The organism is Rheinheimera hassiensis, from assembly GCF_022436675.1.
Lineage (GTDB): Bacteria > Pseudomonadota > Gammaproteobacteria > Enterobacterales > Alteromonadaceae > Alishewanella > Alishewanella hassiensis.
In genome coordinates, this window is sequence record NZ_JAKUJZ010000008.1 from 12,205 (window position 1) to 35,569 (window position 23,365).

A 23,365-nucleotide genomic window follows, 5' to 3' on the forward strand; every position below is an offset into this window, starting at 1 on the left:
TAACCGCCTGCTGTAGCAGGCGCCATTTTTATTATGTTTAATGCGAATGTGCCGGCACCGCTGCACCGCGACAGCCCACCAGAAAATCAAAGTCGCAGCCTTCATCGGCCTGCAATACCCGTTCGCGATACATTTCCATATAACCACCGGTACGCAGAATGACCTGGGTAGATTTTAGTTTTTCCAGCCGTGCCGCCAGTTCAGCATCCGACACTTCCAGTTGCAACAGGCCATTTTCGGCATCCAGCTGAATGTAATCGCCTTCCTGCACGGCGGCCAGCGGGCCCAGTTCCATCGCTTCGGGGGTGACATGCAGTACTACTGTGCCAAAGGCAGTACCACTCATCCGCGCATCAGATATACGCACCATATCTTTAATGCCTTTTTTCAGCACCTTAGGTGGCAGGCCCATATTGCCAACTTCGGCCATGCCGGGGTAGCCTTTGGGGCCACAGTTTTTCAATACCATTACGCTGTTTTCGTCGATATCCAGCTCAGGATCGTTAATTCGCGCTTTGTATTGGTCAAAGTTTTCAAATACTACCGCTTTACCACGATGTTTCATCAGGTGCGGGCTGGCGGCAGAGGGCTTTAATACCGCGCCGCGCGGTGCCAGATTACCGCGTAAGATACAGATGCCGCCGTTAGCCACCAGCGGGTTATCCAGCGGGCGAATGACATCATCGTTATGACACTGCGCGTCTTTAACGTTGTCCCAGATAGTTTTGCCGTTTACCGTCAGCGCGTCTTTTGTCAGCACACCCAGCTCACCCAGCCGGCGATGCACGGCCGGTAAGCCACCGGCATAATAAAACTCTTCCATCAGATATTTACCGGATGGCTGTAAATTCACAATGGTGGGCACACCGCGGCCGTGTTCCCAGTCGTCCAGGCTTAAATCCACGCCGATGCGTCCGGCGATAGCTTTTAAGTGGATCACGGCGTTAGTCGAGCCACCAATGGCAGCATTGGTGCGGATAGCATTTAAAAACGCATCTTTGGTCAGAATTTTCGACAGGCGCAAATCCTCATGCACCATCTCAACAATGCGCATCCCGGACAAATGTGCCAGCACGTAACGGCGGGAATCCACCGCCGGAATAGCCGCATTATGTGGCAAACTGGTACCGAGCGATTCCGCCATACAGGCCATAGTAGAGGCGGTGCCCATGGTATTACAGGTACCTGCCGAGCGTGACATACCGGCTTCGGCGCTTAGAAATTCGTTCATATCAATATTGCCGGCTTTTAAATCTTCGTGCATCCGCCACACCAAAGTACCGGAGCCAACATCCTGGCCTTTATGTTTACCATTTAACATCGGGCCACCGGTCACAACTATGGTAGGCAAATCGCAGCTGGCTGCCCCCATTAGTAATGCAGGTGTGGTCTTATCACAGCCCACCAGCAGCACTACGCCGTCTATCGGATTACCGCGGATAGACTCTTCAGTATCCATCGCAGCCAGGTTGCGGGTTAACATTGCAGTAGGGCGTAAATTCGATTCGCCATTAGAGAACACCGGAAACTCAACCGGAATACCACCGGCTTCACGAATACCATTTTTTACCCGCTCGGCAATTTCCCGAAAATGAGCATTGCACGGCGTTAACTCTGACCAGGTATTGCACACACCGATAACCGGCCTGCCCTGAAAGTGGTGATCCGGAATACCCTGATTTTTCATCCAACTACGGTACATAAAACCGTTTTTGTCATTAGTGCCGAACCAGCTTGCTGAGCGCAATACTGTCTTGTTGCCACTCTTTTTGTCGTCGTTATCTGCCATGGTTGCATCTCGCAATAGCTTAATTTAATATTATTGTATTACTAATACTAAAACCTTGGAAAGGTTACAAGTGATTTTTTTTCTCCGGCAGCAAAATCGGCAGCGTGCCAATGGGGTAAAACAGCTGTCAAAGCAGCTAATTAGTAATACTATAATTCAAATATGGCAATTACAAATATCGACAGGGGACTTATGAAAACACTACTACTGCTACTGGGCTTAAGCTGGGCACTGGCTGCCAGCGCTAACCCGATTTTTAAGGACATACGCACTGCTGATCCAGCTGCGATAGTGCACAACGACACCGTATACCTGTACACCGGCCATGATGAAGCGCCAGACAACAAAGGCTTTTTCGTCATGCATAACTGGCTGGTGTTTTCGTCGACCGATATGCTGAACTGGCAGCGCCATGGTCCTAAACTCAGCACCAAAGACTTTAAATGGGCCAAAGGCGATGCCTGGGCTTCACATGTGATTGAAAAAAATGGCAAATTTTATTGGTTTGTTACCGTGCGCCACGCCACTATTAATGGCTTTGCTATTGGCGTTGCGGTAGCCGACAACCCATTGGGGCCGTTTAAAGATGCGCTAGGCAAGGCACTTATTACCAATGATATGACCACCGACACCGAGATTGACTGGGACGACATAGACCCGGCCGTGTTTACCGACGATGATGGCCAGTCTTATCTGTTCTGGGGTAATACCAAAGCACGCTACGCCAAACTGAAAGACAATATGATTGAGCTTGATGGCCCTATTAAGACTATTGATATACCTGATTTTACTGAAGCCTTGTGGGTGCATAAACGTGGCGACATTTACTATCTGTCCTATGCATCCGGCTTCCCGGAGAAAATTGCCTATGCCACCAGCAAAAGTATTCATGGCCCCTGGCAGTATCGCGGAATTCTAAACGAAGTAGCCGGCAACTCGCCGACTAACCATCAGTCGATTATCGAGTTTAAAGATAAATGGTTCTTTATCTACCACACCGGTGCATCACAACCTGACGGCGGTGAATTCCGCCGTGCGGTGGCAATAGATCCACTGTACTACAACGAAGATGGCAGCATTAAACGCATCATTATGACATCTGAAGGTATCACCGAAGCGGTGAAATAACTTATTTGCCGGCTGCAAGCTAATATGCCGCGGCCGGTTCTTTTGCACTATTTTTTGTAATAAGAGGAACACCATGCGTCTTATTCAGTTTTATACATCAGACAAACAGCGCGCTGTAGCTATTGTTAATTCAACCGACAGCGTTACAGTGCTGCATAGCATCAGTTCGGTTTATCAGTTGGCACAACTGGCGCTAAGCAACCAACTGTCATTGCAACAGCAAAGTCTGGCCCTGAAAAGCGACACCACGTTAAGCTATGCCGACATTATTCAGCAACAACGCTTGCTGCCGCCCTATGACCACCCGGACGATGCCGCCCATATGCTGGTAACGGGCACCGGCCTGACCCACTTAGGCAGCGCCGACACCCGCGCCACTATGCATGCGCAGACATCCGGCAAAGCCGACTCTGAGCTGACCGATACCATGAAAATGTTTAAGCTGGGAGTCGAAGGCGGCAAGCCTGCAGCTGGCCAGCAAGGCGTGCAGCCGGAATGGTTTTACAAAGGCGATGGCAGCATTGTCGTCGCACCAGGGGCAGCGTTAACCTCCCCTGCATTTGCGTTAGATGGCGGCGAAGAGCCGGAAATTGCCGGTTTGTACCTGATTGGCCCGCAAGGACAACCTTACCGGCTTGGCTTTGCTATTGGTAATGAGTTCTCTGATCATAAAACCGAGCGGCAGAACTACCTGTATCTGGCGCATTCCAAACTACGGCCATGCTCGTTCGGCCCTGAGCTGCTGGTAGGCGAGTTACCGGCTGATATTCGCGGCCACTCGCGGATTATCCGTAACGGCGAAACTGTGTGGCAAAAACCTTTTGTCAGTGGCGAGCAGAATATGTCGCACAGCATTGCCAACCTTGAGGCGCACCATTTTAAATACCGCCAGTTCTGCCGCCCGGGCGATGCCCATGTGCATTTCTTTGGCACCGCAACTTTAAGCTTTGGCGATGGCTTTGAAACGCAGGCAGGTGATGTGTTTGAAATTGGCGCAGCGCCATTTGGCCAGCCACTGCAAAATATGCTGGCTGTCAATAATGATGTCAGTATGCAGGTTAAAGCGCTGTAACTTTAGCGCAGAGATAGCAAGGCAGTAAGCCAAAAGTGTAGTTAACAACTATTGGTTTACTGCTTATTTTTAGCGCACCGCTTAGTGTTTTATGCGCCGCTGCCGGTAAAATTGGTCAGGGCGTAATCGAGGTTTTCTTTTGACCGGCTGAGTAAACGCGACATGGCTTGTTTGGCGCCTTGCGCATCGCCTACGGCTATCGCCTCATACACCGCTTTGTGCGCCGGCAGGGCTTCGGTATATTCATCACCAATTGAACTGCTCAGACGGAATAACCCCATCAACGCCGTTTGAATGGTCATGCCCAGCGAAATCATAAATTCATTGTTAGTGGAATTCAGCACACAGAGGTGGAAATTCAGATCGCTGGAGAATACTTCATCAGTGCCCAGCTTAGCTTTTTCCATATCTTTATAAGCTTTAGCCAGCAATTTTATCTGCTCAGCAGTGCTGTTTTTCGCAGCCAGCTCTGCAGAGGCCGGTTCAAAAATTTCCCGTACTTCAAACAACGAAACAAAAAACTTTGGCGTAGGCTTAGACTCAAAACACCAACTGAGTATTTCGGTATCGAACATATTCCAATACTGCCGCGGCCGCACGCGGGTGCCCAGCTTGGGACGCGCCTCAATTAAGCCTTTGGCAGTGAGAATTTTAAAGGCTTCACGCAGCGCGGTACGCGATACATCCAGTTCTGCACCAATGGCAGCTTCGTTCGGAATATACTCACCCGGCGTATAAACCCCACTAACAATGCGGGTTCCCAGCTCTTCGGCCACCCAACCATGGATACTTTGCGGACGATTTCTGCCTGCAGCCATTCAGTTTCCCCTTGCTCACACCTGTACTATCAACCGTAACCGCTTAACTGTGCCAATACTACTACAATAATATATATCCTATCGTATTAATGCAGAAAAACCCATAATCTAAGCCAACTTAGCAACATTATGGCAGCACAAAACCCACAGCATCATTCACTTTTGCCAGTGTCGCTGCGGCGCGCGAACGGGCTTTCTCTGCTCCGGCGCGCATTACTGCGGTTAAGGTAGTTTGATCAGCACGCAGCTCGGTAAAGGTTTTTTGTACCGGCTCCAGCAAAGCAATGACTGCATCAGCAACATCGCCTTTTAAATGGCCGTACATTTTTCCTTCGTATTCGGCTTCCAGCGCGGCGATGGTTTTGCCGGTAACACCGCTTAGAATGCTTAGCAAGTTGGCTACACCCGGTTTGGCGTCCAGATCAAAACGTACCCGTGGCGGATCTTCTGAATCCGTCATCGCCTTTTTAAATTTTTTGCTGATCATTTTCGGATCCTCAAGCAAACCGACGAAATTCCACGGATTTTCATCCGATTTAGACATCTTCTTCGTGGGGTCTTGCAAACTCATTACCCGCGCTGCCACCGGCGGGATAAAAGGCTGTGGTACAGTAAAAATGTCGCCGTGCACCGCGTTAAAGCGTGTTGCTATATCACGGGCTAATTCTAAATGCTGCTTTTGATCATGCCCTACCGGAATTTGATTCGCCTGATACAATAAAATGTCGGCTGCCATCAATACCGGGTAAGTAAATAAACCGGCATTAACGTTGTGCGTATGGCGCTCAGATTTATCTTTAAACTGCGTCATCCGGCTAAGCTCACCAAACTGGGTGTAGCAGTTCAGCACCCAGGCCAGTTGGCTGTGCTCCGGCACGTGCGACTGCAGAAACACGGCAGAGCGCTTTGGATCGATACCACAGGCCAGATACAACGCCAGGCTGTCGAGCGAGGCATTGCGTAATGCTGCCGGCTCTTGCCTTACAGTAATAGCATGCAAATCAACGATACAATACAAGCAATCATAGTCATCCTGCATTTTGTCCCATTGGCGCAGCGCCCCGAGATAATTACCGATGGTAAGTTGTCCGGATGGCTGTGCACCACTTAGCACAATTGGCTTATTGCTCATAGTTGTATCCACTTTAAAGGCTGTATTGTTATTGATAGGCCGGTGCAGACCGGTTTGAAGAGCAGCATTATAACCATATCAGCGCATTGCAACAGTAAAAAAGCCGCTTAACGCAGTACTTTTGCCAGTTGCTGGCGCATCTTAGTAATCACGTCGGCATAATCCGCGGCATTAAAAATGGCCGAACCGGCAACAAACATATCAGCGCCGGCTGCAGCGATATTAGCAATGTTATCCAGGTTTACACCACCATCAATTTCCAACCGGATGGGCAAGCCGCTGGCATCGATAATATTGCGGGCTGCCGCCAGTTTCTCCAGCGTGGCCGGAATAAACTTTTGCCCGCCAAAGCCCGGGTTAACCGACATCAACAAAATAACGTCGACTTTGTCTAACACATAGTCGAGATAACTCAGTGGCGTAGCCGGATTAAATACCAAACCAGCCTGACAACCGTGGCTTTTAATTAGCTGTAAGGTACGGTCGATATGCCGCGATGCCTCAGGATGAAAAGTAATAATGCTGGCACCCGCCTCGGCAAATTGCGGCACCAGCGCATCAACCGGCTCTACCATTAAATGCACATCTATCGGTGCAGTAATGCCGTAATTTCTCAGCGCCTGGCACACCATAGGCCCCATGGTCAGGTTTGGCACATAATGATTGTCCATCACATCAAAGTGCACCACATCGGCACCAGCCTTTAATACCGCCGCCACATCATCTCCGAGGCGGGCAAAATCAGCAGATAAAATAGAAGGCGCAATCAAATAAGGTTGCATAGCAGGTTTCCGTTTAAACACAGTGTGCGAACTTTACTGAATTTGGCATAAAAATGCACGGTTATGCCGAAGTGCGTTAGCGCCCAAAAAACGAGCAACAGCGCACCAATTTAGCACAAGCTGTTACATAAGTTAAAACCAGACTAACTTATCCACATGAATTAAAACAATAAAACTACATGGCATATATCTTGGAACCCCAAATCGAGGGAACAGAGAAAAGGGCGAATAAAATGAAAACAGCAACAAAAATGACGACGTTAGCAACTAGCATGATTTTACTGGGATTATCGGCCAGCAGTTTTTGTGCCAGCGCGGTAGAACTGAGCGGAGATATTACTTTCGCGTCAGACTATGCCTTTCGTGGTATTTCACAAACGGAAGAAGCACCAGCCTTGCAAGGTGGGCTATCACTCACTGACGAGTCCGGCTTTTATGTTTCAGTTTGGGGTTCAAACGTTGATTTTCTGACCGAAGGTACCTTAGAACTGGATGTGATGTTGGGTTGGAGTGGTGCCATCAATGATGACTGGTCAACCGACGTTGGTATTATGCGCTACGGTTATCCGAATACCGCAATTGATGGTTCAAATTTCTGGGAGATTTATGGCTCCTTATCATACAAAGATTTAACCTTTGGCCTGGCATACAGTGATGATTACTATATGAACAGTGGTAACTTCTATTATGTGTATGCTAATTACAGTTATGCCTTAACTGAAAATTTCAGTTTAGACTTACATGTCGGCCAGAACGAATATGATGATAGCAGTGCCAGCTATCTTGACTGGAGCGTGGGTGTCAGCACTGAAGTTATGGGTGCGGGGCTAAGCCTGGCGTATGTTGACACTGATGTTGACGGCTCATATCTGGCAGATAGCCGGGTGATATTTTCTATTTCAAAAAGCTTTTAATACTACTGTTAAGCTGCCGGTGTAGTTGTACCGGTAGCTCCCCCCCATTTAAATCATATTGTTCGGCCGATAAAATGGTGAAGAAATAATCAGCTTGAATCAAAAAGCCAGATGCTTTATTATCTGAACTGTTTACAAGAGCAAATGGAATTAACATGAAATTCACCACCCCGTTAAAAGCGGCTGTAATTTCAGCTGGCATTATTGCCGGAGCTCTGAGCCTTGCCTTACCTGATTGGGTTGCCAATCAGCACTGCCAGCCACTGATTCAGTCAGCTATGCCCTGTACTGAAGTTGATCAACAAAACTGGCTAAGCTGGTTTACCGGTAAAAGCCGCTCGACTCAGTTTCACTTTGTTGATTTACTTGAACTGCTAAGCCGGTTTGCTCCGGTACAAAAGTCTTGATAAACCAAAAGCCCTCTCTATTGCAAGTCATTAAAGCTGTGTTAGGTGCTTTGGTCGGCGTTCAGTCAGAGCAGCAACGCCAACAAGATTTCAGCGCAAGTAGCCCACTACCTTATATTATTGTAGGTATTATTGTTACCCTGCTTTTTGTGGTAACACTGCTACTTGTAGTGTCCTGGGTGCTCGCTTAGGTTGATACACCGCAAATAGCTCAGCTACCTTACCGCGCGTTGCCCCATTTTGGCTAATCGAACGCGCTACCTGCAAGCTATGCAATTGTGCCTGCTGATAAATTTTTCGTGTCCACGTCGTATCATGGTTACTGATCACCACTGTAATGCCACGCTGTTGTGCTTGCTCGGCTAAATTAGCCAGCTCAGCCTGATCATTTAAATCAAAGCCTTGCGTAGCATAGCTGGTGAAACTGGCCGTTTTGCTCAACGGCACATAAGGCGGATCACAATAAACCACCGCCCCAACAGGCGCTTGCAGCATGAGTTGCTGGTAACTGGCACAGCTAAATTCAGCACGTTGCGCTTTCTCTGCGAAAAAATACAACTCAGCCTCAGGAAAGTACGGCTTTTTATAACTGCCAAAAGGCACATTAAACTTACCTGAAAGATTGTAACGGCACAGGCCATTGTAGCCATGCCGGTTCAGATACAGAAATAACTGCGCCCGCTCATAGGCATCGTCACTGAGGTTAAATTGCTGGCGTAACCGCAGATAAACCTCACGCTGGTTAGTGAGCTGCGTAAACAAGGTTTTTGCATCAGCTATAAAGCGCTCGGGCTGAGTTTTTACCAGTTGATACAAGTTAATTAGATCTGCGTTGATATCGTTCAGTTTATAGCTTGGATAATCAGTATTAAGGAATACTGAGCCGGCGCCAACGAAAGGTTCTATCAGAGTATCACTGTCTGGCAGATGCTGTTGTATTGCATCTACCAGGTTGTATTTCCCGCCCGCCCACTTAAGAAATGCCCGGCTTTTTTGCCTGCTTTTAACCATAGGTTGTTATTCCGGCACGCTTTGTTGGTTGCGGCGCAAGGCGTTAATCTCTGTCTGTACGGCCTGTAATCTTTTAACAAAAGGCCCGCCAGTCCGCAGCGCCTCAGGCAACTGTGCCAGTTGTTGATTAGCAGCAGCGGCATTGCTAAACGGTGCCAATAATATTACCCGTTGTGTTTTACCCTGCCAGTTACGCTGATAAACCAGGCTGCCCAGCTGTGGATAAGTCTTATTAAAGCGCTGTAAGGACGCATCACTGGACAATACGGCAAGCTGCAGTGCTACCTGTTGTTTGTCCATGCCGAGCAGTTCGGTTTCATCATACTTAAACGATTCTACTATAAGCGGTTCCTCAACATCTGCTGCAGCAGGTTCTGGTACGGCTTGGTCTGCCGGCACGGTTGCATTTTCAGCTTCAATCGCACTCTCATCTGTAACGATCTGCTCTGGCGCGGCAGGTGGGATTGTCGGGATCAATTCTGGCTCAGAAACAGGCTCCACAACAGCGGTGTCTTGTTCTGCGATAACGTCTTCTGGCTCTGACGTAACTGCTGGTATCGGCACCGGTATACGCACTGGCGTATCAGGTGTTTCGCTTTCAGGCCAGAAAAAATAAAGCAACATGGCCACCAAAACTGCCGCTATCACAATATATACCGCTTTAAACGGCGGCATAGTAGGCTTAGTGTATTCTGGTATTATTGCAGCAGACCTGGCTTGCGCCGCGGGACGCAATAACAGGTGCAGGTTGCCATTGGCATCAGCCAGACGGGTGGTTATTTCCAGTGGATTAAGTTGTTCTGCTAGCAGCAAGGATTCTGCATCGGCGGATGTAGGCCGATTGATGGTAAGCGTTAAGCCGTCGTCCAATAGTGGTTTGCCGGAAAAGCTGAACAGCAAACAGGGTAAATTCTGTAACTGTGGCAACACAGCGCTAAATTGCTCGGTATTATCAATGATAAGCAGCAACGGCATTGTGCCGGCCTGAGCCGCTATTTGTTCCGACAACGCGACACCAGCCTGGGCTGGCAAACCAAACCATTGCTGCATTAACTGGCCTGCAACCTGGTCATCACCTGCTGCTGTATTGAGCAAGGCAACGTTATATTGCTCGGAAAACAGCTCAGCCAATGTCAATGCCAGTGTTGACTTACCGCTGCCAGCTGCACCAACAGCCTCAATATGATCAACATCATTAAACGCCAGTTGGAACAGCAACCGTTCTGCCCATTCCCGCTGCGACGGCAGCAAGTGGTCAAACGATGCTAACTTTGCCTGCAGTTCAGTTGTTTCCATCAGCAAATACCCTGAAAAGTTCCGTTTCGGTTACGTTATCTACCACAGCTGTGGCGCCAAACGCGGTTGGTAACACAAAACGCATACTGCCGTTTTTAACTTTTTTATCCGTTTTCATGTAAGGCATAAAATCGTGAATATGCATACCTTCCGGAGGTTTAACCGGCAATGAAAATGCCAGCAGCAATGCGTTAATACGTGTTAAGTCTGCTGCTTGCAAATCGCCCCGGCTTAAAGCCAGTTCGGCAGCCATCACCATACCGACAGCAACGGCTTCACCATGCAGCCATTCGCCATAACCCAGATAAGCCTCTATTGCGTGGCCAAAAGTATGGCCTAAATTAAGCAGTGCTCTTTCGCCTTGCTCTGTTTCATCGCGGCTGACAATATCTGCTTTCATCTGACAACAGTAGCGAATCATCTCTGCCAGTGTAGCAGCATGCTGTTGTTGAATAAGTTGTTGTTTCTGTTCCAGCCAGCTGAAAAACTCAGCGTCAGCTATCAGGGCATACTTAATCACTTCTGCCATACCGGCGGCAAACTCCCGCGCTGGCAACGTTGATAACACTGCAGTATTAATCAGAACCTGAGCAGGTTGTTTAAAAGCGCCGATCATATTCTTGCCAAGCGGATGGTTTACTGCTGTTTTACCCCCTACAGAAGAATCAACCTGAGATAATAACGTAGTAGGAATTTGTAAAAAGGGCACTCCGCGCTGATAGCAGGCAGCAACAAAACCGGTAAGATCGCCAATTACTCCACCACCCAGTGCAACTAACAGTACGTCCCGTGACATACGCTGTTCCAGCAAAAAGCCCATAACCTGTTCAAACGAATTTAAGGTTTTATAGGCTTCACCATCAGGCAGTAAAAAATGTAGCGTTGTGCAGCCGGTAAACAATTGCTGCACAGACTGCAGATAAAGTGGCGCCACGGTGGGGTTAGAGATAATAACAACCTGACGGCAGTTCGCCAGCGTAGGTTCTAGCCCTTGAAAATTATCCGCGATAGAGATGGTGTAGCTGCGTTCGCCAAGTTGGACTTCAACTTTCTGCATCAGCAGCTCCCCGGTAGATGTTGGCTAGAAACCCAGTTGTTCTATAATCTGACTGGCTACAGCACGAGCGCTTTGCTCATCCGTGCGCACTGTAAAGTCAGCAATTTCTGCATAAAGCGGGTTACGTTCAGCCGCCAAACGCTCCAGAACCTCTTTGGGTGCCTCTTCAGTTTGCAGCAACGGCCTGCGTTTATCACGCTGAGTGCGGGCAACCTGCTTTTCAATTGGTGTCTCAAGATACACTACAATACCGCGCGCAGACAAGCGGTTACGGGTCTCTTTACTCAGTACGGAGCCACCGCCTGTAGCCAGCACAATGCCCTGTAGTTCGGTCAGATCCTGAATGACAGTTTCTTCACGTACGCGGAAACCTTCTTCACCTTCCAGATCAAATACCCAGGCAATATCTGCACCGGTGCGGCGCTCGATTTCCTGATCCGAATCGTAGAACTCAAGATGAAGCATGTCTGCTAAGTGACGTCCAATTGTGCTTTTGCCTGCACCCATTGGGCCAACAAGGAAGATATTACGTTTTTCTGCCATAGGTAGTATTACTAATCAGCTAACTCAGTGAAAAGTTGAATTCAAGGACCAAAAGGCTCCCACGAAAATTTGAAGCGCTGAATTATGTCAGGAATAGCCTTTTGTTGGCAAGCTAATTCTCAAACCTCCAGCACCGCTGCCAGCGCAGCTAAAGCATTGCTTGTATTGTCAGCTCACAGGCCGTCAGTAATAATTTTCGGTGTTACGAAAATTAGTAACTCATTCTTTTCATTAACTTCACGGGTTGATCTGAACAAAACACCGACATAAGGAATATCTCCGAATAACGGTACCTTATTTACTGTCGATAGAATTTGCTGCTGGTAAATACCACCTAGAACGATGGTTTCACCATTATCAACCAAGACCTGGGTTTGTATTTGTTGTGTATCAATGGCTGTTGCTGGCCCGGTTGGGGTTTGCACCGTTTCACCACGGGTATTCTGGGTAATAATCAGATCCAGGATGATTTTATTGTCCGGGGTGATCTGGGGCGTTACGGTTAAACTTAATACCGCTTTCTTAAATTCCACGGTGGTAGCACCGCTGGATGCAGCCTGTACATAGGGGATTTCAACACCCTGCTCTATTCTGGCTTCTTTCTGGTTTGCCGTAGTAATACGTGGGCTGGCGATAATTTCACCTTTGTTTTCCTGCTCAAGAGCTGAAAGTTCAAGATCCAGTAAGGTGCCATCTGCCAGGCGAGCGATATGAAAAGCAATACTACCTGCCGGGTTGCTGGCCGGTAAGTTCACATTCCAGCGATTATCAAGTGAAGGGATCACACCATTAGCAATACTGTTGGCACCACCTGCAGAGCCTGATGTACCCTGATTAGAGCTGCCGCTGCTTTGCTGGTCGCTAAAGCCCCAGCGAATACCCAACTCATCAGTAACACTGTCACGCACGGTTACCATGCGCGATTCAATCAGTACCTGCCGTACCGGAATATCCAGCCGCTCTATTAACTTACGTACGCTTTCAATATTACGGGCGGTATCTTTAATTAAGATGGTATTGGTACGCTCATCCACATTAACAGAACCGCGGGATGACAGCATGGTTGCATCTTTGTTTGATAATAACCCGGCTAAATCAGCTGCTTTGGCGTAATTAATTGACAGGAAATCGGAGTACAAAGGCTCCAGATCAGCCACTGTTTGTCTGGCTTCAAGTTCTCTGGCCTCACGCGCTGCTAACTCATCGGTAGGCGCTACCATCAGGATATTGCCTTCCATCCGCTTATCCAAGCCTTTAACCCTAAGCACAATATCCAGAGCCTGATCCCAGGGCGTACCGTCTAAACGCAACGTAATATTGCCAGTTACAGAGTCACTGGTTACCAGATTAAAGCCGTTATAATCAGCAATAATCTGTAATACGGTACGCACCGGGATATCCTGAAAATTCAATGAAATTGCCCGGCCTTTATACTCTTTTCCGCCACCAAGAATGCTGCGGTTGGTGGTATCGCTTTCCACATTCAGCGTGAAAATGTTATCTATTTGCTGATAGGTGAAGGTAAACTCTGCAGTAGTATCTACCACCAGACGCGTAGAGCTACCTTCTTTAAAAGTTTCTATACCTTTTACAATAGTACCAAAATCAACTACATCCAACTGATATAACAACTCGTCGAGAATATCGGTGTTATGAAACTCAACTTCCAGTTTCCCTAAACGCTCAGCTACATCAACAGCGGCGGTATTATCGCGTAAAAACACCAATACGCGGCCTTCGCCTTTATCACCGCGGCGAAAATCAATTGCATTGACCCGGTTAATATAAGTGGGGGTAACATCGGCCACTGAACCAACATTATCTGAAGTAGGGTTGTCAGAAATATGAATATGAAAAACATTACCTCTGACCCGGGTACGATAAATCTTTAGATAATCCAGATATATAACAGTTTTAACCCCTTCACCGACAAATTCAGACGTAACACGTTTTACCCCGGCTTTATCAATTAGTACTTCGTTTAATTTTTCTTCGTAATCTGAGTTATCAAAAAACAATTCAATACGAGCAGGTTCATTGAACACCTGAATACTCGGATCTGCGTACAACTCTTCATCAAAAATAAACTCAATTTCTGTTTCACCTGTCAGCAACGGGTTGTATCTGACATCATATAACAGGGGCACAGCTGCAGCGGGCAACGACAGTAATATTAAGGCTGCAAAGCACATAGCTGTGCACTGGAGTCTGCCAGACATTGTTTTGATTATTTTATCCATGATTTACTCGCATACCTGTCAATTACTCGCCGCAGATGACAAATCCGTCATCTGTAACATGGTCGTCCGTTCTTTCCAGCAGCCCGCGCCATCGGGGATCAATTCCAGCAACTCTATGTGAGTAGGCTCTACATTAATCACCCGGCCATGAAACAATCCCACGTGGTTGCTCAGGGTTACCCGGTGCAATGTTTTGTCAGAGGCCTCAATCAGCGCCCAGATATTACCTGTATCGCCCAAGGTGCCACGCATCTTTAAGTTGTCCAGCGCGTATTTTTCTAATGGTTCTTTCCTGCGCCTCGGGTCTGGATGCAAACAGTCTTGCACCTGAAGAAACTTATCCTGCACAGCCTCTGGCCTTGGTGCGGCAAAAGGGCTACGTACGTCCTGAGAGCGATAAGGAATATGAACAAACTCCTTAACTTCTGGCAACGGTTCTACACGGGCTTTGGTGTTGGCTTTTACCTCGGCAATGTACTGCTGCACACCGCTCAAATCATTAAAACAACCGCTCAGTAGTAAGCTCAACCCAACAACCGACATTGGTTTTATCATGGCTGAACCTCCTTATAACGGTAGGTTTTTGCCACTACATTAAAACGCAGCCTTTCGTTGGGTTCGGTTTGAATAGAAAAGTCATGCAAACTCACGATACGCGGCAGTTTAGCGACTTCACTGACGAAATTACCAAACTGGTGGTAGTCACCTACTACTTCTATTTTTATCGGCAACTCAGTATAAAATTCTTTTTCTATTTCCGGTTCCCAGTTAATGCGAATAAAAGTTAACCCGCTGGTGGTTCCAACATAGGTAATGTCATCCAGCAGGCCTGGTGTTTCATGCGTTGTTGGCAACTGTTTTAGCAAAAACGAAAACGTTTGTTCCATTTCAACCATTTGCTGCTTATATAAATCCAGATTTACTGCAGATGCATATTTGCTGCGGTAAAGCTGGCGTAACTCAACTTCCTTTTTTTGTGCAAAAGCCAACTCATCAATCTTGCTGTCAACCAGCAGGAAATAACTTAATACCGATACTAAAAGTGCAAGTATTACAGCAAAGATGATCTTTGCGGCAACAGGCCAGGAACCCATGTTCTGAAAATCCAGATCATTGATATCAATCTCAGATAGATTCAGATTCATTTAGCACCACCTTTTACCGGAGTTGCAGGGGCGTCAGAGCCCTGCACCGCTTCGTAACCTTCAACTTTGAGGTGCATCTTAAAATTACTTAATAAGCTGGTATTATCTTTACCAGCCTCAATAAATTCCAACAATGGGCTGGAGAGCAATTCTGACTCTTCTGCTTCGCGTAATAAATTAGATAAACGGTTGTTAGATTCGCTTTTACCAATTAATAGCAAAGCCGTACCTTTTTTATCCAGCTGAGTTAGGTAAACCCCGGCAGGCACTGACTGGGCGATAGCGTCCATAATTTGCGTCCCCAGATTACGGCTGCCTTGCAGCTGCTCGATCAGTGACATACGCTGTTGTAAATTTTTCTTCGTGTCATTTAGCGTACGGATCTCCGCTATGCGTTGATCCAGCACCTTAATTTCATTTTCCAGATAGCGGTTGCGCTGAGTTTGCCCGTCAATACGGGCGTTATAGGTTATGTTTACCAGAAATATAAGTAAAAAACTCATTACCGCTGTTGCCGTAAGCACTGTAAGGTATTGTTTCTGGTGTTCTTTACGCGCCGCTTCCCGCCACGGCAACAGGTTTATATATGCCATGATGAAAAGCTCCTTAACGCCAGACCGCTGGCAACCATTAACTGCGATGAATGACGGTTAAGATGATCACGGTCAACAGACGTGGCTACTTCCATGGCTTTAAAAGGATTCGCCACCACGGTATGAATGCCCAACTCATCAATCAACAGCTTATCAATACCTTCTATAAGCGCAGTGCCTCCAGACAACACCAGGTAATCCACAGTGTCTCTACCACTGCTGGTAAGGTACATCTGAATACCGCGGCGTACCTGTTGTAGCAGCATAGTCTGAAATGGCGCCAAAACTTCAAAAGTGTAATTTGGTGGCAAATCGCTGTTTACTTTGGCTTGTTCTGCTTCGTCGTAGCTTTTATTGTAATAAGATAAAATACTTCGGGTGTATTGATCGCCACCAAATACCTGATCGCGGGTATACAGAGTTTTGCCATTCTCCATAATGCTAAGTAAGGTCATGGTGGCGCCTATGTCCACCATAGCAACCACTTTTTTATGCGCATCATCTGGTAATTGTTTCAAACATAGTTGTGCAGCGCGGCTTAAAGCATAGCTTTCAATATCCACCACCTTTGCCGTGAATCCGCTATTGTCCAATGCAGCAACACGCGCCTCAATGCTTTCTGTGCGAGCAGCACTTAACAGCACATTAACTTTGGAAGGATCAGCTTCGTTCACATCCAGCTTTTCAAAGTCCAGGCTGACTTCATTTAATGGGTAAGGAATTAAAGTATCTGCTTCTACTTCAATCTGGCTTTCCAGTTCAGCATCCGTTAAGGACACATCCATGAAAATGACCTTGCTGATCACGGTAGATCCGGAAACGGCGGCAGCAGCAAACTTAACTGAACGGGGGATCTTTTTGCGGATCTTGCTAAGCACATTGCCTACGGCCTCTATGTCCTGTATCTCACGATCAGACATAGCACCTTTCGCCATTGGCTCAACTGCAACGGCTTCCACTTTGTAAACACCATTATGCTGGCTAAGTAACACCGCTTTGACGGAGTGTGCACCAACGTCAATCCCAACCATCATGGGCGTTTGTTTACTAAACAGGCGATTTATCATAGCACCCTGCGACCAATTTATAGTTATGATTATAATTGTCTCAATTGATAGCTTAGTCGCTAATTTTTGGCAAGAAAAAGCGTTTAATCTAATGCTAATAAATATATACTAGCAGCGTTGTAAAAGAATTGGGAGTAAAAATTGGGGCTATTCAGTGTCTTGGGTTAAAAAGCTTTTAATTCTTAGCCTGCTAATGATCGTCTTTGGCATCATTTCGATCGCGGGGATCTACTTTTATCTTAAAGATGATCTTCCAGACGTCACAACCTTGCAGGATGTAAGACTACAAACGCCGATGCAGGTATTTACTGCAGACGGAGAACTAATTTCGCAATTTGGTGAAAAACGCCGTATTCCACTTAAATTGGAAGAAATGCCGCCTTTGTTAATAGAGGCATTCTTAGCTGTTGAGGATACAAGGTTTTATGAACACCCCGGTATAGATATCATCGGTATTTTCCGTGCTGTTACGGTAGTGGCCTCATCTGGCGATTTCAGCCAGGGTGCCAGCACTATTACCCAACAGCTGGCGCGGAACTTCTTTTTAAGCCGCGAAAAGAAAATAGTTCGTAAAGTCAAAGAAATTTTTCTAGCTATTCATATAGAGCAGCTACTAACAAAAGATCAGATCCTCGAGCTTTATCTAAATAAGATAGAGCTGGGCCAGCGGTCTTTCGGTGTAGGTGCTGCGGCCCAGGTGTATTTTGGTAAAACGGTGCACGAATTAACTGTCGATGAAATTGCTATTATTGCCGGTTTACCTAAAGCCCCCTCTGCGCTCAACCCTGTGCGCTCGGCATCTAATGCCAGAGCACGCCGTAATGTTGTGCTTGGCCGTATGCTGGAAACACGCGTAATCGACAAAGCCGCTTACGACCTGGCCATTGCTGCACCGGTTACCAGCCGCTTGCACGGTGCCCAAATTACCGCCTCTGCACCTTATATCGCTGAAATGGTGCGTCAGGACATGGTCAATCGCTTTGGTGAAGAGACGGCCTATTCTGCAGGCTTACAAGTGTTTACCACTATTCAAAGCAAGCAGCAGGCAGAAGCAAAAAACGCATTGCAGCAAAACCTGTATGACTACGACGAACGCCATGGCTACAGAGGGCCAGTAGCAGAGTTATGGCAGTCGACTCTGGTTGAAGCAGAAAACACAGAGCATAAGTTTGAACAGGAAGATCCGCTAAGCGCAGAAGAAATTCTTGCCTACCTTGATAAACAAAGCAGTATTGAAGACTTACGTTCAGCCATTATTACAGCAGTACATGAACAAAGTGCCGATGCGATTATTGCCGGTGGTCAGGAAGTCACATTGCAATGGGACGGCCTGAAGTGGGCTCGTACTTTTCAGACTGATGAACGTCAGGGCGTCGCACCAAAAACGGCTTTTGCTATTGTTAAGCCCGGACAGCATGTTTTGCTGCGCCAACAGAGCGGCCAATGGCGCCTCAGCCAGGTACCTCAGGCCAGTAGTGCCATAGTAGCAATTGATCCGCATAATGGTGCTATCCGCTCGCTTGTTGGTGGCTACAGCTTTAGCCAAAGCCAGTTTAATCGGGTTACTCAGGCAAAACGGCAGGTAGGTTCAAACATAAAACCCTTTATCTATTCTGCCGCCCTGGAGCACGGCCATACGCTGGCAACCATTATGAATGATGCTCCTATTCATCAGTGGGACAGCAATGCCGGTATAGCCTGGCGGCCGAAAAACTCTCCGGCAGTTTACGACGGCCCAATCCGCGTGCGTGAAGCGCTGGCCAAATCAAAAAACGTCGTGTCAGTTCGTCTGCTCAGAGCCGTGGGTATAGATAACATTATTACCCACATGCAACGCTTTGGTTTTACGCCCAGTGATTTACCGCGCAATGAAACCCTTTCATTAGGTTCAGCCTCTTTAACGCCGCTGGAACTGGTAACAGGCTATGCAGTATTTGCTAATGGCGGCTATTTGGTAACACCTTACGTTATTGAGAAAATACTCAGTGAAGAAGGTGAGTTATTGTACCAGCACAACCCTGTCACCGCCTGCCAGGGCTGCGACACAACGCCTGCAGAACAGCAAACAGCCGAACAGGCTGGTGATGCTGAAGCCCAGATGGATCAGTTATTTAATACGTTGTCACTTGATACGCCATTAGACCAGCAAAACATCGCAGAGCAATCGGTAAAGCAGGCTGAGCAGGTTATTTCTGAGCAAAACAGCTTTCTTATTGCCGATGCGCTAAAAAGCAGTGTTTGGGGTGGTGGCAGCTGGCAACATGGCACAGGCTGGAATGGCACGGCCTGGCGCGTGCAGCGCCTGAAAAGACGCGATATTTCGGCAAAAACCGGTACTACCAATGACTCTAAAGATACCTGGTTCTCTGGTTTTACCCCGGATCTGGCTGTAACAGTGTGGGTGGGTTTTGACGACGCTAACCGCAGCCTGGGCCGTGCTTTATGGCATGCCAATATGGGCCAGCAGCAAAGCGCAGGTACTGAATCCGGCGCCCGTACTGCACTACCCGCCTGGCTTACTTATATGGAAACGGCTTTACCGCAATATCCGGAGCAGCCAGCTAACGCACCTGTCGGTTTATCATCTGTACGTATCGACTTACAAACCGGCCTGCTGACCAACCGTACCGACTACACCAGTGCTTTTGAATACTTTAAACCCGGTACAGAGCCTAAGCAGTATGCTACGGCTAATATTCAGCAAATCAGTTTTGATAAAGCACAGGATAAAAAGCAGGACGAAGAGGAAGTTGAGTTGTTCTGACTTTCTGTATTGCTTGCAGATAATTAAAAAGCCCGCATCGCGGGCTTTTTAATACTTATCAATATGCTAAGAATCAGGCTAATTCAAACCACTGCTTTGCCTGTGCCAACGCCGCCAACACTTGCTGCGGTGCTGTACCGCCCAGGGCTGCGCGTTTTTGCAAACCGGCTTCCAGTTGCAGCGCCGGATAAACATCATCGCCTATCAATGTACTGAACTGCTTCAGCTCATTTAGCGGTAAAGCTTCCAGCGCCAGCTGCTGCTTAGCCGCATGCACTACCAGCTCGCCTACGACCTCGTGTGCATCACGAAACGGCATACCTTTACTAACTAAGTAATCGGCTAAGTCAGTCGCGTTGCTGTAGCCCAGCTCAGCCGCCTGACGGCACTGCGCTTCGTTAACACTTAAGTGTGGCAATACGGTGGCCAGTACCAGCAAAGATTGTTGCCACGTCGCCATCAAGTCAAAAAAGCCCTGCTTGTCTTCCTGCATATCTTTGTTGTAAGCCAGCGGCAAGCCTTTGAGTACATGTAAAATAGCGACTAAATGGCCCAGCACCCGGCCGGTTTTACCGCGCAGCAACTCAAACACATCGGGGTTTTTCTTTTGCGGCATTAACGATGAGCCGGAGCTTATCGCATCGCCGAGTTTGAAAAAGCCGGCTTCGCCGGAGCAGAAGAAAATCACGTCTTCAGATAAACGCGATAAATGCGTCATACAAATGCTGGCAGCGGCTGATAGCTCCACTACGTAGTCACGGTCTGATACCGCATCCAGGCTATTCAGCGCAGCGCTGCTAAAACCAAGACGCTGCGCCAATTGCTCACGGTCGACCGCAACGCCGGTGCCGGCTAAAGCACCGCAACCGAGCGGACACACATCCATCCGCGTGAGCGCATCGTCTAAGCGGCTGACATCGCGTTTAAACATCTCGACATAAGCCAGTGCCCAGTGCGCCACCAATACCGGCTGTGCCCGCTGTAAGTGGGTAAAACCGGGCATTACCGCCGTACCGGCACGCTCTGCAAAGGTTAGCAAGGCCGCTATGGCACCCAGCAAGGACTGACGCACGCTTTGTGCATTCAGTTTGCTCCACAAGCGCAAGTCAGTTGCTACCAAATCATTGCGGCTGCGGCCGGTGTGCAGCTTTTTCGCCACAGCCCCCAGCTTTGCGGTTAGCTGCGCTTCTACCCAGCTGTGAATATCTTCTTCGCTGGTTTGCAGCGGCAGCTTAGGGTCGGCATCTATCGCCACGGCTAAATCGGCCAGCCCGGCATCGAGCTGCGCCGCTTCATCGCTGCTGATAATACCGGCCTGCGCCAGTTGCTGCGCCCAGGCGCGCGAGGCCTGAATGTCTTGTTGCGCCAGCAAATAATCAAAGCTTAGCGAGTCGTTAAAATCGCGAAACTCTGCCAGGGTTGCTTCCTGAAATCGTCCGCCCCACATAGCCATAATAATTAACCCTTTTCTTGCTGGTGCAGCGCACGGATACGGCTGGCCAGGCTGTACAAACGGATAAAGCCGGCAGCGTCTTTCTGGTTGTACACTTCATCGCCCTCAAAGGTGGCAAAAGCTTCAGAGTACAGCGAGTTTGGCGAGCGGCGTTTGGCCACAGTAACATTACCTTTGTACAGCTTGATTACCACATCGCCGGTTAACTGTTCGGCCAGCGAAGTTGCTGCCGCTAACAGTGCATCTTTTAACGGTGTAAACCAACGACCGTCATATACCAGTTGAGCAAATTCCTGGCCGACTTCTTCACGGTATTTCAGTGAAGTGCGGTCATACACCAACGCTTCCAGACCCTTTAACGCCGCCATTAAAATGGTGCCGCCCGGTGTTTCATAACAGCCGCGGGACTTCATACCCACTAAACGGTTTTCGACAATATCAATACGGCCAATACCGTGCTCAGAGCCAATTTCGTTTAGTAACTCGATTGCCGCAACCGGTGCGACAGCATGGCCGTTAATCTGGCTCAGCTCACCTTTATCAAAGCTCAGCTCAACATAAGCAGCATGATCCGGCGCCTGCTCCGGTGACTTGGTCCACATCCACACCTGGTCTGACGGCTCACACCAGGGGTTTTCCAGCTCGCCGCCCTCATGCGAGATATGCCATAAGTTAGCATCGCGGCTGTAAATTTTGGTAGCAGAGGCCGTGGTTGGCACTTTCTTTTCAGCCAGGTAATCCAGCAGTGACTGGCGGGAGTTAAATTGCCACTCGCGCCATGGTGCGATAACGGTTAATTGCGGTGCCAGCGCAGCAAAGGCGCCTTCAAAGCGTACCTGGTCATTACCTTTACCGGTACAGCCATGACACAGTGCATCGGCGCCCAGTTCCAGTGCCAGTTTTACCTGGGCACGGGCAATTACCGGCCGGGCCATAGAAGTACCCAGCAGATACTGGCCTTCGTATACTGCGCCGGTTTTCAGTGTCGGGTAAATCACTTCTTTTACCAATTCTTCACGTAAATCAACGATATGACAACTGCTGGCACCGGAGTTAATGGCTTTTTGCTCAACACCAGCCAGTTCCTCATCGCCCTGACCTACGTTGGCGACAAAGGCGATAACTTCACAGTTATAGTTGTCTTTTAACCAAGGCACGATAGCCGAAGTGTCCAGACCGCCGGAATAGGCTAAAACGACTTTTTTGATACTCATAGTGTCCTCACGCAAATAAACTGATTAATACGGCATTCTGGGCATGCATGCGGTTTTCCGCCTGCAGTAATACAAGTGACGCTTCGCTGTCGAGTACCTCGCTGGTAACTTCGTGCTCACGATGCGCCGGTAAACAGTGCATAAAATATTTCACCGCCAGCCGTTGCATTACGGCGGTGTTGATTTGATAAGGTTTAAATACCCGTTCAATCTGCTCAGGGTCTGCTTTATCGCCCATCGACAGCCAGGTATCAGTATAGATAGCATCGGCGCCGGCAGCGGCAGATAGATGCGGGCTCAGCTCCAGCACAGCACCGGTGTCGGCGGCAATTTTCTGCACATTCAGCAGCACCTGTGCATCGGGTGAAAAACCCTGTGGCGTTACCACTGTCATCTTCATACCGCTAAGCGCGGCGCCAATCATTAGCGAATGACAGACATTGTTGCCATCGCCAACATAGGCCAGATGCACTTTGCTCAGATCGCCAAAGCGCTCTTTTAACGCCAGTAAATCGGCCAGTGCCTGGCACGGGTGATATAAATCGCTCAGCGCATTAATCACCGGTTTATGGCTGGCCTGTGCCAGCTGCTCCAGCGTTTGCTGCGAGAATACCCGCGCCACTATGGCGTCGGTCCAGCAGGCCAGATTACGGCCAAAATCGGCGACGGTTTCGCGTTTACCCATAGCGCCGTTTTGCTGATCCAGATACACACTGTGGCCACCGAGCTTATAAATACCCACATCAAAACTAACGCGGGTACGCAGCGATGGCTTCTCAAAAATCAGCGCAATGCTTTTGCCCGCCAGCGCCTGAGTGTATTTTTCCGGTTGCTGCTTTACATTCAGCGCTAAATTCAGCAAATCGTTAAGCGTTGCCGGGCTTAATTCAGCCAGACTCAATAGTTGTTTCAGTTTACTCATTTTCAGCTGACCTGCCGC

22 protein-coding genes are annotated in these 23,365 nt (G+C 48.3%); 6 read left to right on the forward strand and 16 right to left on the reverse strand.

What is annotated here, in order from left to right; translation table 11 throughout:
- Window positions 1–37 precede the first annotated feature (37 nt).
- The gene (locus MJX74_RS17220; protein WP_240224263.1) at window positions 38–1,789 is read right to left on the reverse strand and encodes an IlvD/Edd family dehydratase; all 1,752 of its coding nucleotides are present in this window, start codon (window positions 1,787–1,789) and stop codon (window positions 38–40) included.
- 192 nt (window positions 1,790–1,981) lie between these two features.
- Between MJX74_RS17220 and MJX74_RS17225 the strand changes: the two genes are divergently transcribed.
- Both MJX74_RS17225 and araD1 read left to right on the forward strand, forming a co-directional pair.
- A complete protein-coding gene (locus tag MJX74_RS17225) occupies window positions 1,982–2,917 on the forward strand; it encodes a glycoside hydrolase family 43 protein (RefSeq protein ID WP_240224264.1) in 936 nt (311 codons plus the stop codon).
- A gap of 73 nt (window positions 2,918–2,990) precedes the next feature.
- Window positions 2,991–3,989: an AraD1 family protein gene (gene araD1, locus MJX74_RS17230; protein WP_275692837.1), complete on the forward strand. Its 999-nt coding sequence runs from the start codon at window positions 2,991–2,993 to the stop codon at window positions 3,987–3,989.
- Between the two features lie 89 nt (window positions 3,990–4,078).
- Here araD1 and MJX74_RS17235 read toward each other — a convergent pair whose 3' ends face one another.
- The 3 genes from MJX74_RS17235 to rpe all read right to left on the reverse strand — a co-directional run bounded on the left by MJX74_RS17235 (window position 4,079) and on the right by rpe (window position 6,721).
- The gene (locus tag MJX74_RS17235) at window positions 4,079–4,807 is read right to left on the reverse strand and encodes a FadR/GntR family transcriptional regulator (RefSeq protein ID WP_240224265.1); all 729 of its coding nucleotides are present in this window, start codon (window positions 4,805–4,807) and stop codon (window positions 4,079–4,081) included.
- A 127-nt stretch (window positions 4,808–4,934) separates the two neighbouring features.
- Entirely contained in the window at window positions 4,935–5,939 is a 1,005-nt protein-coding gene (gene trpS / locus MJX74_RS17240) for a tryptophan--tRNA ligase (protein ID WP_240224266.1), read from the reverse strand.
- A gap of 107 nt (window positions 5,940–6,046) precedes the next feature.
- Window positions 6,047–6,721: a ribulose-phosphate 3-epimerase gene (gene rpe, locus MJX74_RS17245; protein ID WP_240224267.1), complete on the reverse strand. Its 675-nt coding sequence runs from the start codon at window positions 6,719–6,721 to the stop codon at window positions 6,047–6,049.
- A 233-nt stretch (window positions 6,722–6,954) separates the two neighbouring features.
- On the opposite strand from rpe, the gene MJX74_RS17250 reads away from it, so the two are divergent.
- The 3 genes from MJX74_RS17250 (at window position 6,955) to MJX74_RS21980 (ending at window position 8,233) form a co-directional block, all read left to right on the forward strand.
- Window positions 6,955–7,635, forward strand: coding sequence for a TorF family putative porin (locus MJX74_RS17250; protein ID WP_240224268.1), 681 nt, complete (start codon window positions 6,955–6,957; stop codon window positions 7,633–7,635).
- Between the two features lie 155 nt (window positions 7,636–7,790).
- Window positions 7,791–8,042, forward strand: coding sequence for a hypothetical protein (locus tag MJX74_RS17255; protein ID WP_240224269.1), 252 nt, complete (start codon window positions 7,791–7,793; stop codon window positions 8,040–8,042).
- Between the two features lie 38 nt (window positions 8,043–8,080).
- Window positions 8,081–8,233, forward strand: a complete 153-nt coding sequence (locus MJX74_RS21980) for a DUF2970 domain-containing protein (RefSeq protein ID WP_420851424.1) — start codon at window positions 8,081–8,083, stop codon at window positions 8,231–8,233.
- On the opposite strand, the gene MJX74_RS17260 is transcribed toward MJX74_RS21980, so the two are convergent.
- From MJX74_RS17260 to MJX74_RS17300, 9 genes are all read right to left on the reverse strand, one after another.
- Complete coding sequence (locus MJX74_RS17260) at window positions 8,178–9,053, reverse strand: Dam family site-specific DNA-(adenine-N6)-methyltransferase (protein ID WP_240224270.1); 876 nt, start codon at window positions 9,051–9,053, stop codon at window positions 8,178–8,180. The genes MJX74_RS21980 and MJX74_RS17260 overlap by 56 nt on opposite strands.
- A 6-nt stretch (window positions 9,054–9,059) precedes the next feature.
- Window positions 9,060–10,349 (reverse strand): SPOR domain-containing protein, encoded by a 1,290-nt coding sequence (locus tag MJX74_RS17265; protein WP_240224271.1) that lies wholly within the window; start codon window positions 10,347–10,349, stop codon window positions 9,060–9,062.
- On the reverse strand, window positions 10,336–11,406 hold the full coding sequence (gene aroB / locus MJX74_RS17270) for a 3-dehydroquinate synthase (protein WP_240224272.1): 1,071 nt from the start codon (window positions 11,404–11,406) through the stop codon (window positions 10,336–10,338). The genes MJX74_RS17265 and aroB overlap by 14 nt, the downstream gene beginning before the upstream one ends.
- A 24-nt stretch (window positions 11,407–11,430) precedes the next feature.
- A complete protein-coding gene (gene aroK, locus MJX74_RS17275; RefSeq protein ID WP_068232868.1) occupies window positions 11,431–11,949 on the reverse strand; it encodes a shikimate kinase AroK in 519 nt (172 codons plus the stop codon).
- A gap of 173 nt (window positions 11,950–12,122) precedes the next feature.
- Window positions 12,123–14,096, reverse strand: a complete 1,974-nt coding sequence (locus MJX74_RS17280) for a type IV pilus secretin PilQ (RefSeq protein ID WP_240224273.1) — start codon at window positions 14,094–14,096, stop codon at window positions 12,123–12,125.
- A gap of 111 nt (window positions 14,097–14,207) precedes the next feature.
- Entirely contained in the window at window positions 14,208–14,744 is a 537-nt protein-coding gene (locus tag MJX74_RS17285; RefSeq protein ID WP_240224274.1) for a pilus assembly protein PilP, read from the reverse strand.
- On the reverse strand, window positions 14,741–15,334 hold the full coding sequence (locus tag MJX74_RS17290) for a type IV pilus inner membrane component PilO (RefSeq protein WP_240224275.1): 594 nt from the start codon (window positions 15,332–15,334) through the stop codon (window positions 14,741–14,743). Before MJX74_RS17290 ends, MJX74_RS17285 begins: the two co-directional genes overlap by 4 nt.
- The gene (locus MJX74_RS17295) at window positions 15,331–15,927 is read right to left on the reverse strand and encodes a PilN domain-containing protein (protein WP_240224276.1); all 597 of its coding nucleotides are present in this window, start codon (window positions 15,925–15,927) and stop codon (window positions 15,331–15,333) included. Before MJX74_RS17295 ends, MJX74_RS17290 begins: the two co-directional genes overlap by 4 nt.
- Window positions 15,915–16,994 carry a pilus assembly protein PilM gene (locus MJX74_RS17300; RefSeq protein WP_240224277.1) on the reverse strand — a complete coding sequence of 360 codons (1,080 nt, stop codon included), beginning with the start codon at window positions 16,992–16,994 and terminating at the stop codon, window positions 15,915–15,917. The genes MJX74_RS17295 and MJX74_RS17300 overlap by 13 nt, the downstream gene beginning before the upstream one ends.
- 154 nt (window positions 16,995–17,148) lie before the next feature.
- On the opposite strand from MJX74_RS17300, the gene MJX74_RS17305 reads away from it, so the two are divergent.
- Window positions 17,149–19,758, forward strand: coding sequence for a penicillin-binding protein 1A (locus MJX74_RS17305; RefSeq protein ID WP_240224278.1), 2,610 nt, complete (start codon window positions 17,149–17,151; stop codon window positions 19,756–19,758).
- A 73-nt stretch (window positions 19,759–19,831) separates the two neighbouring features.
- Here MJX74_RS17305 and argH read toward each other — a convergent pair whose 3' ends face one another.
- Genes argH through MJX74_RS17320 form a run of 3 tightly spaced genes read right to left on the reverse strand, consistent with a single transcriptional unit; the run spans window position 19,832 to window position 23,347 of the window.
- Window positions 19,832–21,211, reverse strand: a complete 1,380-nt coding sequence (gene argH, locus MJX74_RS17310) for an argininosuccinate lyase (RefSeq protein ID WP_240224279.1) — start codon at window positions 21,209–21,211, stop codon at window positions 19,832–19,834.
- Between the two features lie 5 nt (window positions 21,212–21,216).
- A complete protein-coding gene (locus tag MJX74_RS17315; RefSeq protein WP_240224280.1) occupies window positions 21,217–22,425 on the reverse strand; it encodes an argininosuccinate synthase in 1,209 nt (402 codons plus the stop codon).
- A 7-nt stretch (window positions 22,426–22,432) separates the two neighbouring features.
- A complete protein-coding gene (locus tag MJX74_RS17320) occupies window positions 22,433–23,347 on the reverse strand; it encodes an ornithine carbamoyltransferase (protein WP_240224281.1) in 915 nt (304 codons plus the stop codon).
- Window positions 23,348–23,365: the final 18 nt, after the last annotated feature.

Excerpts from the sequence above, each read along its gene's own strand:
- MJX74_RS17255 (WP_240224269.1), top strand. The coding sequence starts at position 7,791 with ATGAAATTCACCACCCCGTTAAAAGCGGCTGTAATTTCAGCTGGCATT.
- MJX74_RS17220 (WP_240224263.1), bottom strand. The coding sequence starts at position 1,789 with ATGGCAGATAACGACGACAAAAAGAGTGGCAACAAGACAGTATTGCGC.
- MJX74_RS17250 (WP_240224268.1), top strand. The coding sequence starts at position 6,955 with ATGAAAACAGCAACAAAAATGACGACGTTAGCAACTAGCATGATTTTA.
- argH (WP_240224279.1), bottom strand. The coding sequence starts at position 21,211 with ATGGCTATGTGGGGCGGACGATTTCAGGAAGCAACCCTGGCAGAGTTT.
- MJX74_RS17320 (WP_240224281.1), bottom strand. The coding sequence starts at position 23,347 with ATGAGTAAACTGAAACAACTATTGAGTCTGGCTGAATTAAGCCCGGCA.
- aroB (WP_240224272.1), bottom strand. The coding sequence starts at position 11,406 with ATGCAGAAAGTTGAAGTCCAACTTGGCGAACGCAGCTACACCATCTCT.
- aroK (WP_068232868.1), bottom strand. The coding sequence starts at position 11,949 with ATGGCAGAAAAACGTAATATCTTCCTTGTTGGCCCAATGGGTGCAGGC.
- MJX74_RS17260 (WP_240224270.1), bottom strand. The coding sequence starts at position 9,053 with ATGGTTAAAAGCAGGCAAAAAAGCCGGGCATTTCTTAAGTGGGCGGGC.
- MJX74_RS17225 (WP_240224264.1), top strand. The coding sequence starts at position 1,982 with ATGAAAACACTACTACTGCTACTGGGCTTAAGCTGGGCACTGGCTGCC.
- trpS (WP_240224266.1), bottom strand. The coding sequence starts at position 5,939 with ATGAGCAATAAGCCAATTGTGCTAAGTGGTGCACAGCCATCCGGACAA.
- MJX74_RS17235 (WP_240224265.1), bottom strand. The coding sequence starts at position 4,807 with ATGGCTGCAGGCAGAAATCGTCCGCAAAGTATCCATGGTTGGGTGGCC.
- MJX74_RS17285 (WP_240224274.1), bottom strand. The coding sequence starts at position 14,744 with ATGATAAAACCAATGTCGGTTGTTGGGTTGAGCTTACTACTGAGCGGT.
- MJX74_RS17265 (WP_240224271.1), bottom strand. The coding sequence starts at position 10,349 with ATGGAAACAACTGAACTGCAGGCAAAGTTAGCATCGTTTGACCACTTG.
- MJX74_RS17315 (WP_240224280.1), bottom strand. The coding sequence starts at position 22,425 with ATGAGTATCAAAAAAGTCGTTTTAGCCTATTCCGGCGGTCTGGACACT.
- MJX74_RS17290 (WP_240224275.1), bottom strand. The coding sequence starts at position 15,334 with ATGAATCTGAATCTATCTGAGATTGATATCAATGATCTGGATTTTCAG.
- araD1 (WP_275692837.1), top strand. The coding sequence starts at position 2,991 with ATGCGTCTTATTCAGTTTTATACATCAGACAAACAGCGCGCTGTAGCT.
- MJX74_RS17300 (WP_240224277.1), bottom strand. The coding sequence starts at position 16,994 with ATGATAAATCGCCTGTTTAGTAAACAAACGCCCATGATGGTTGGGATT.
- MJX74_RS17295 (WP_240224276.1), bottom strand. The coding sequence starts at position 15,927 with ATGGCATATATAAACCTGTTGCCGTGGCGGGAAGCGGCGCGTAAAGAA.
- rpe (WP_240224267.1), bottom strand. The coding sequence starts at position 6,721 with ATGCAACCTTATTTGATTGCGCCTTCTATTTTATCTGCTGATTTTGCC.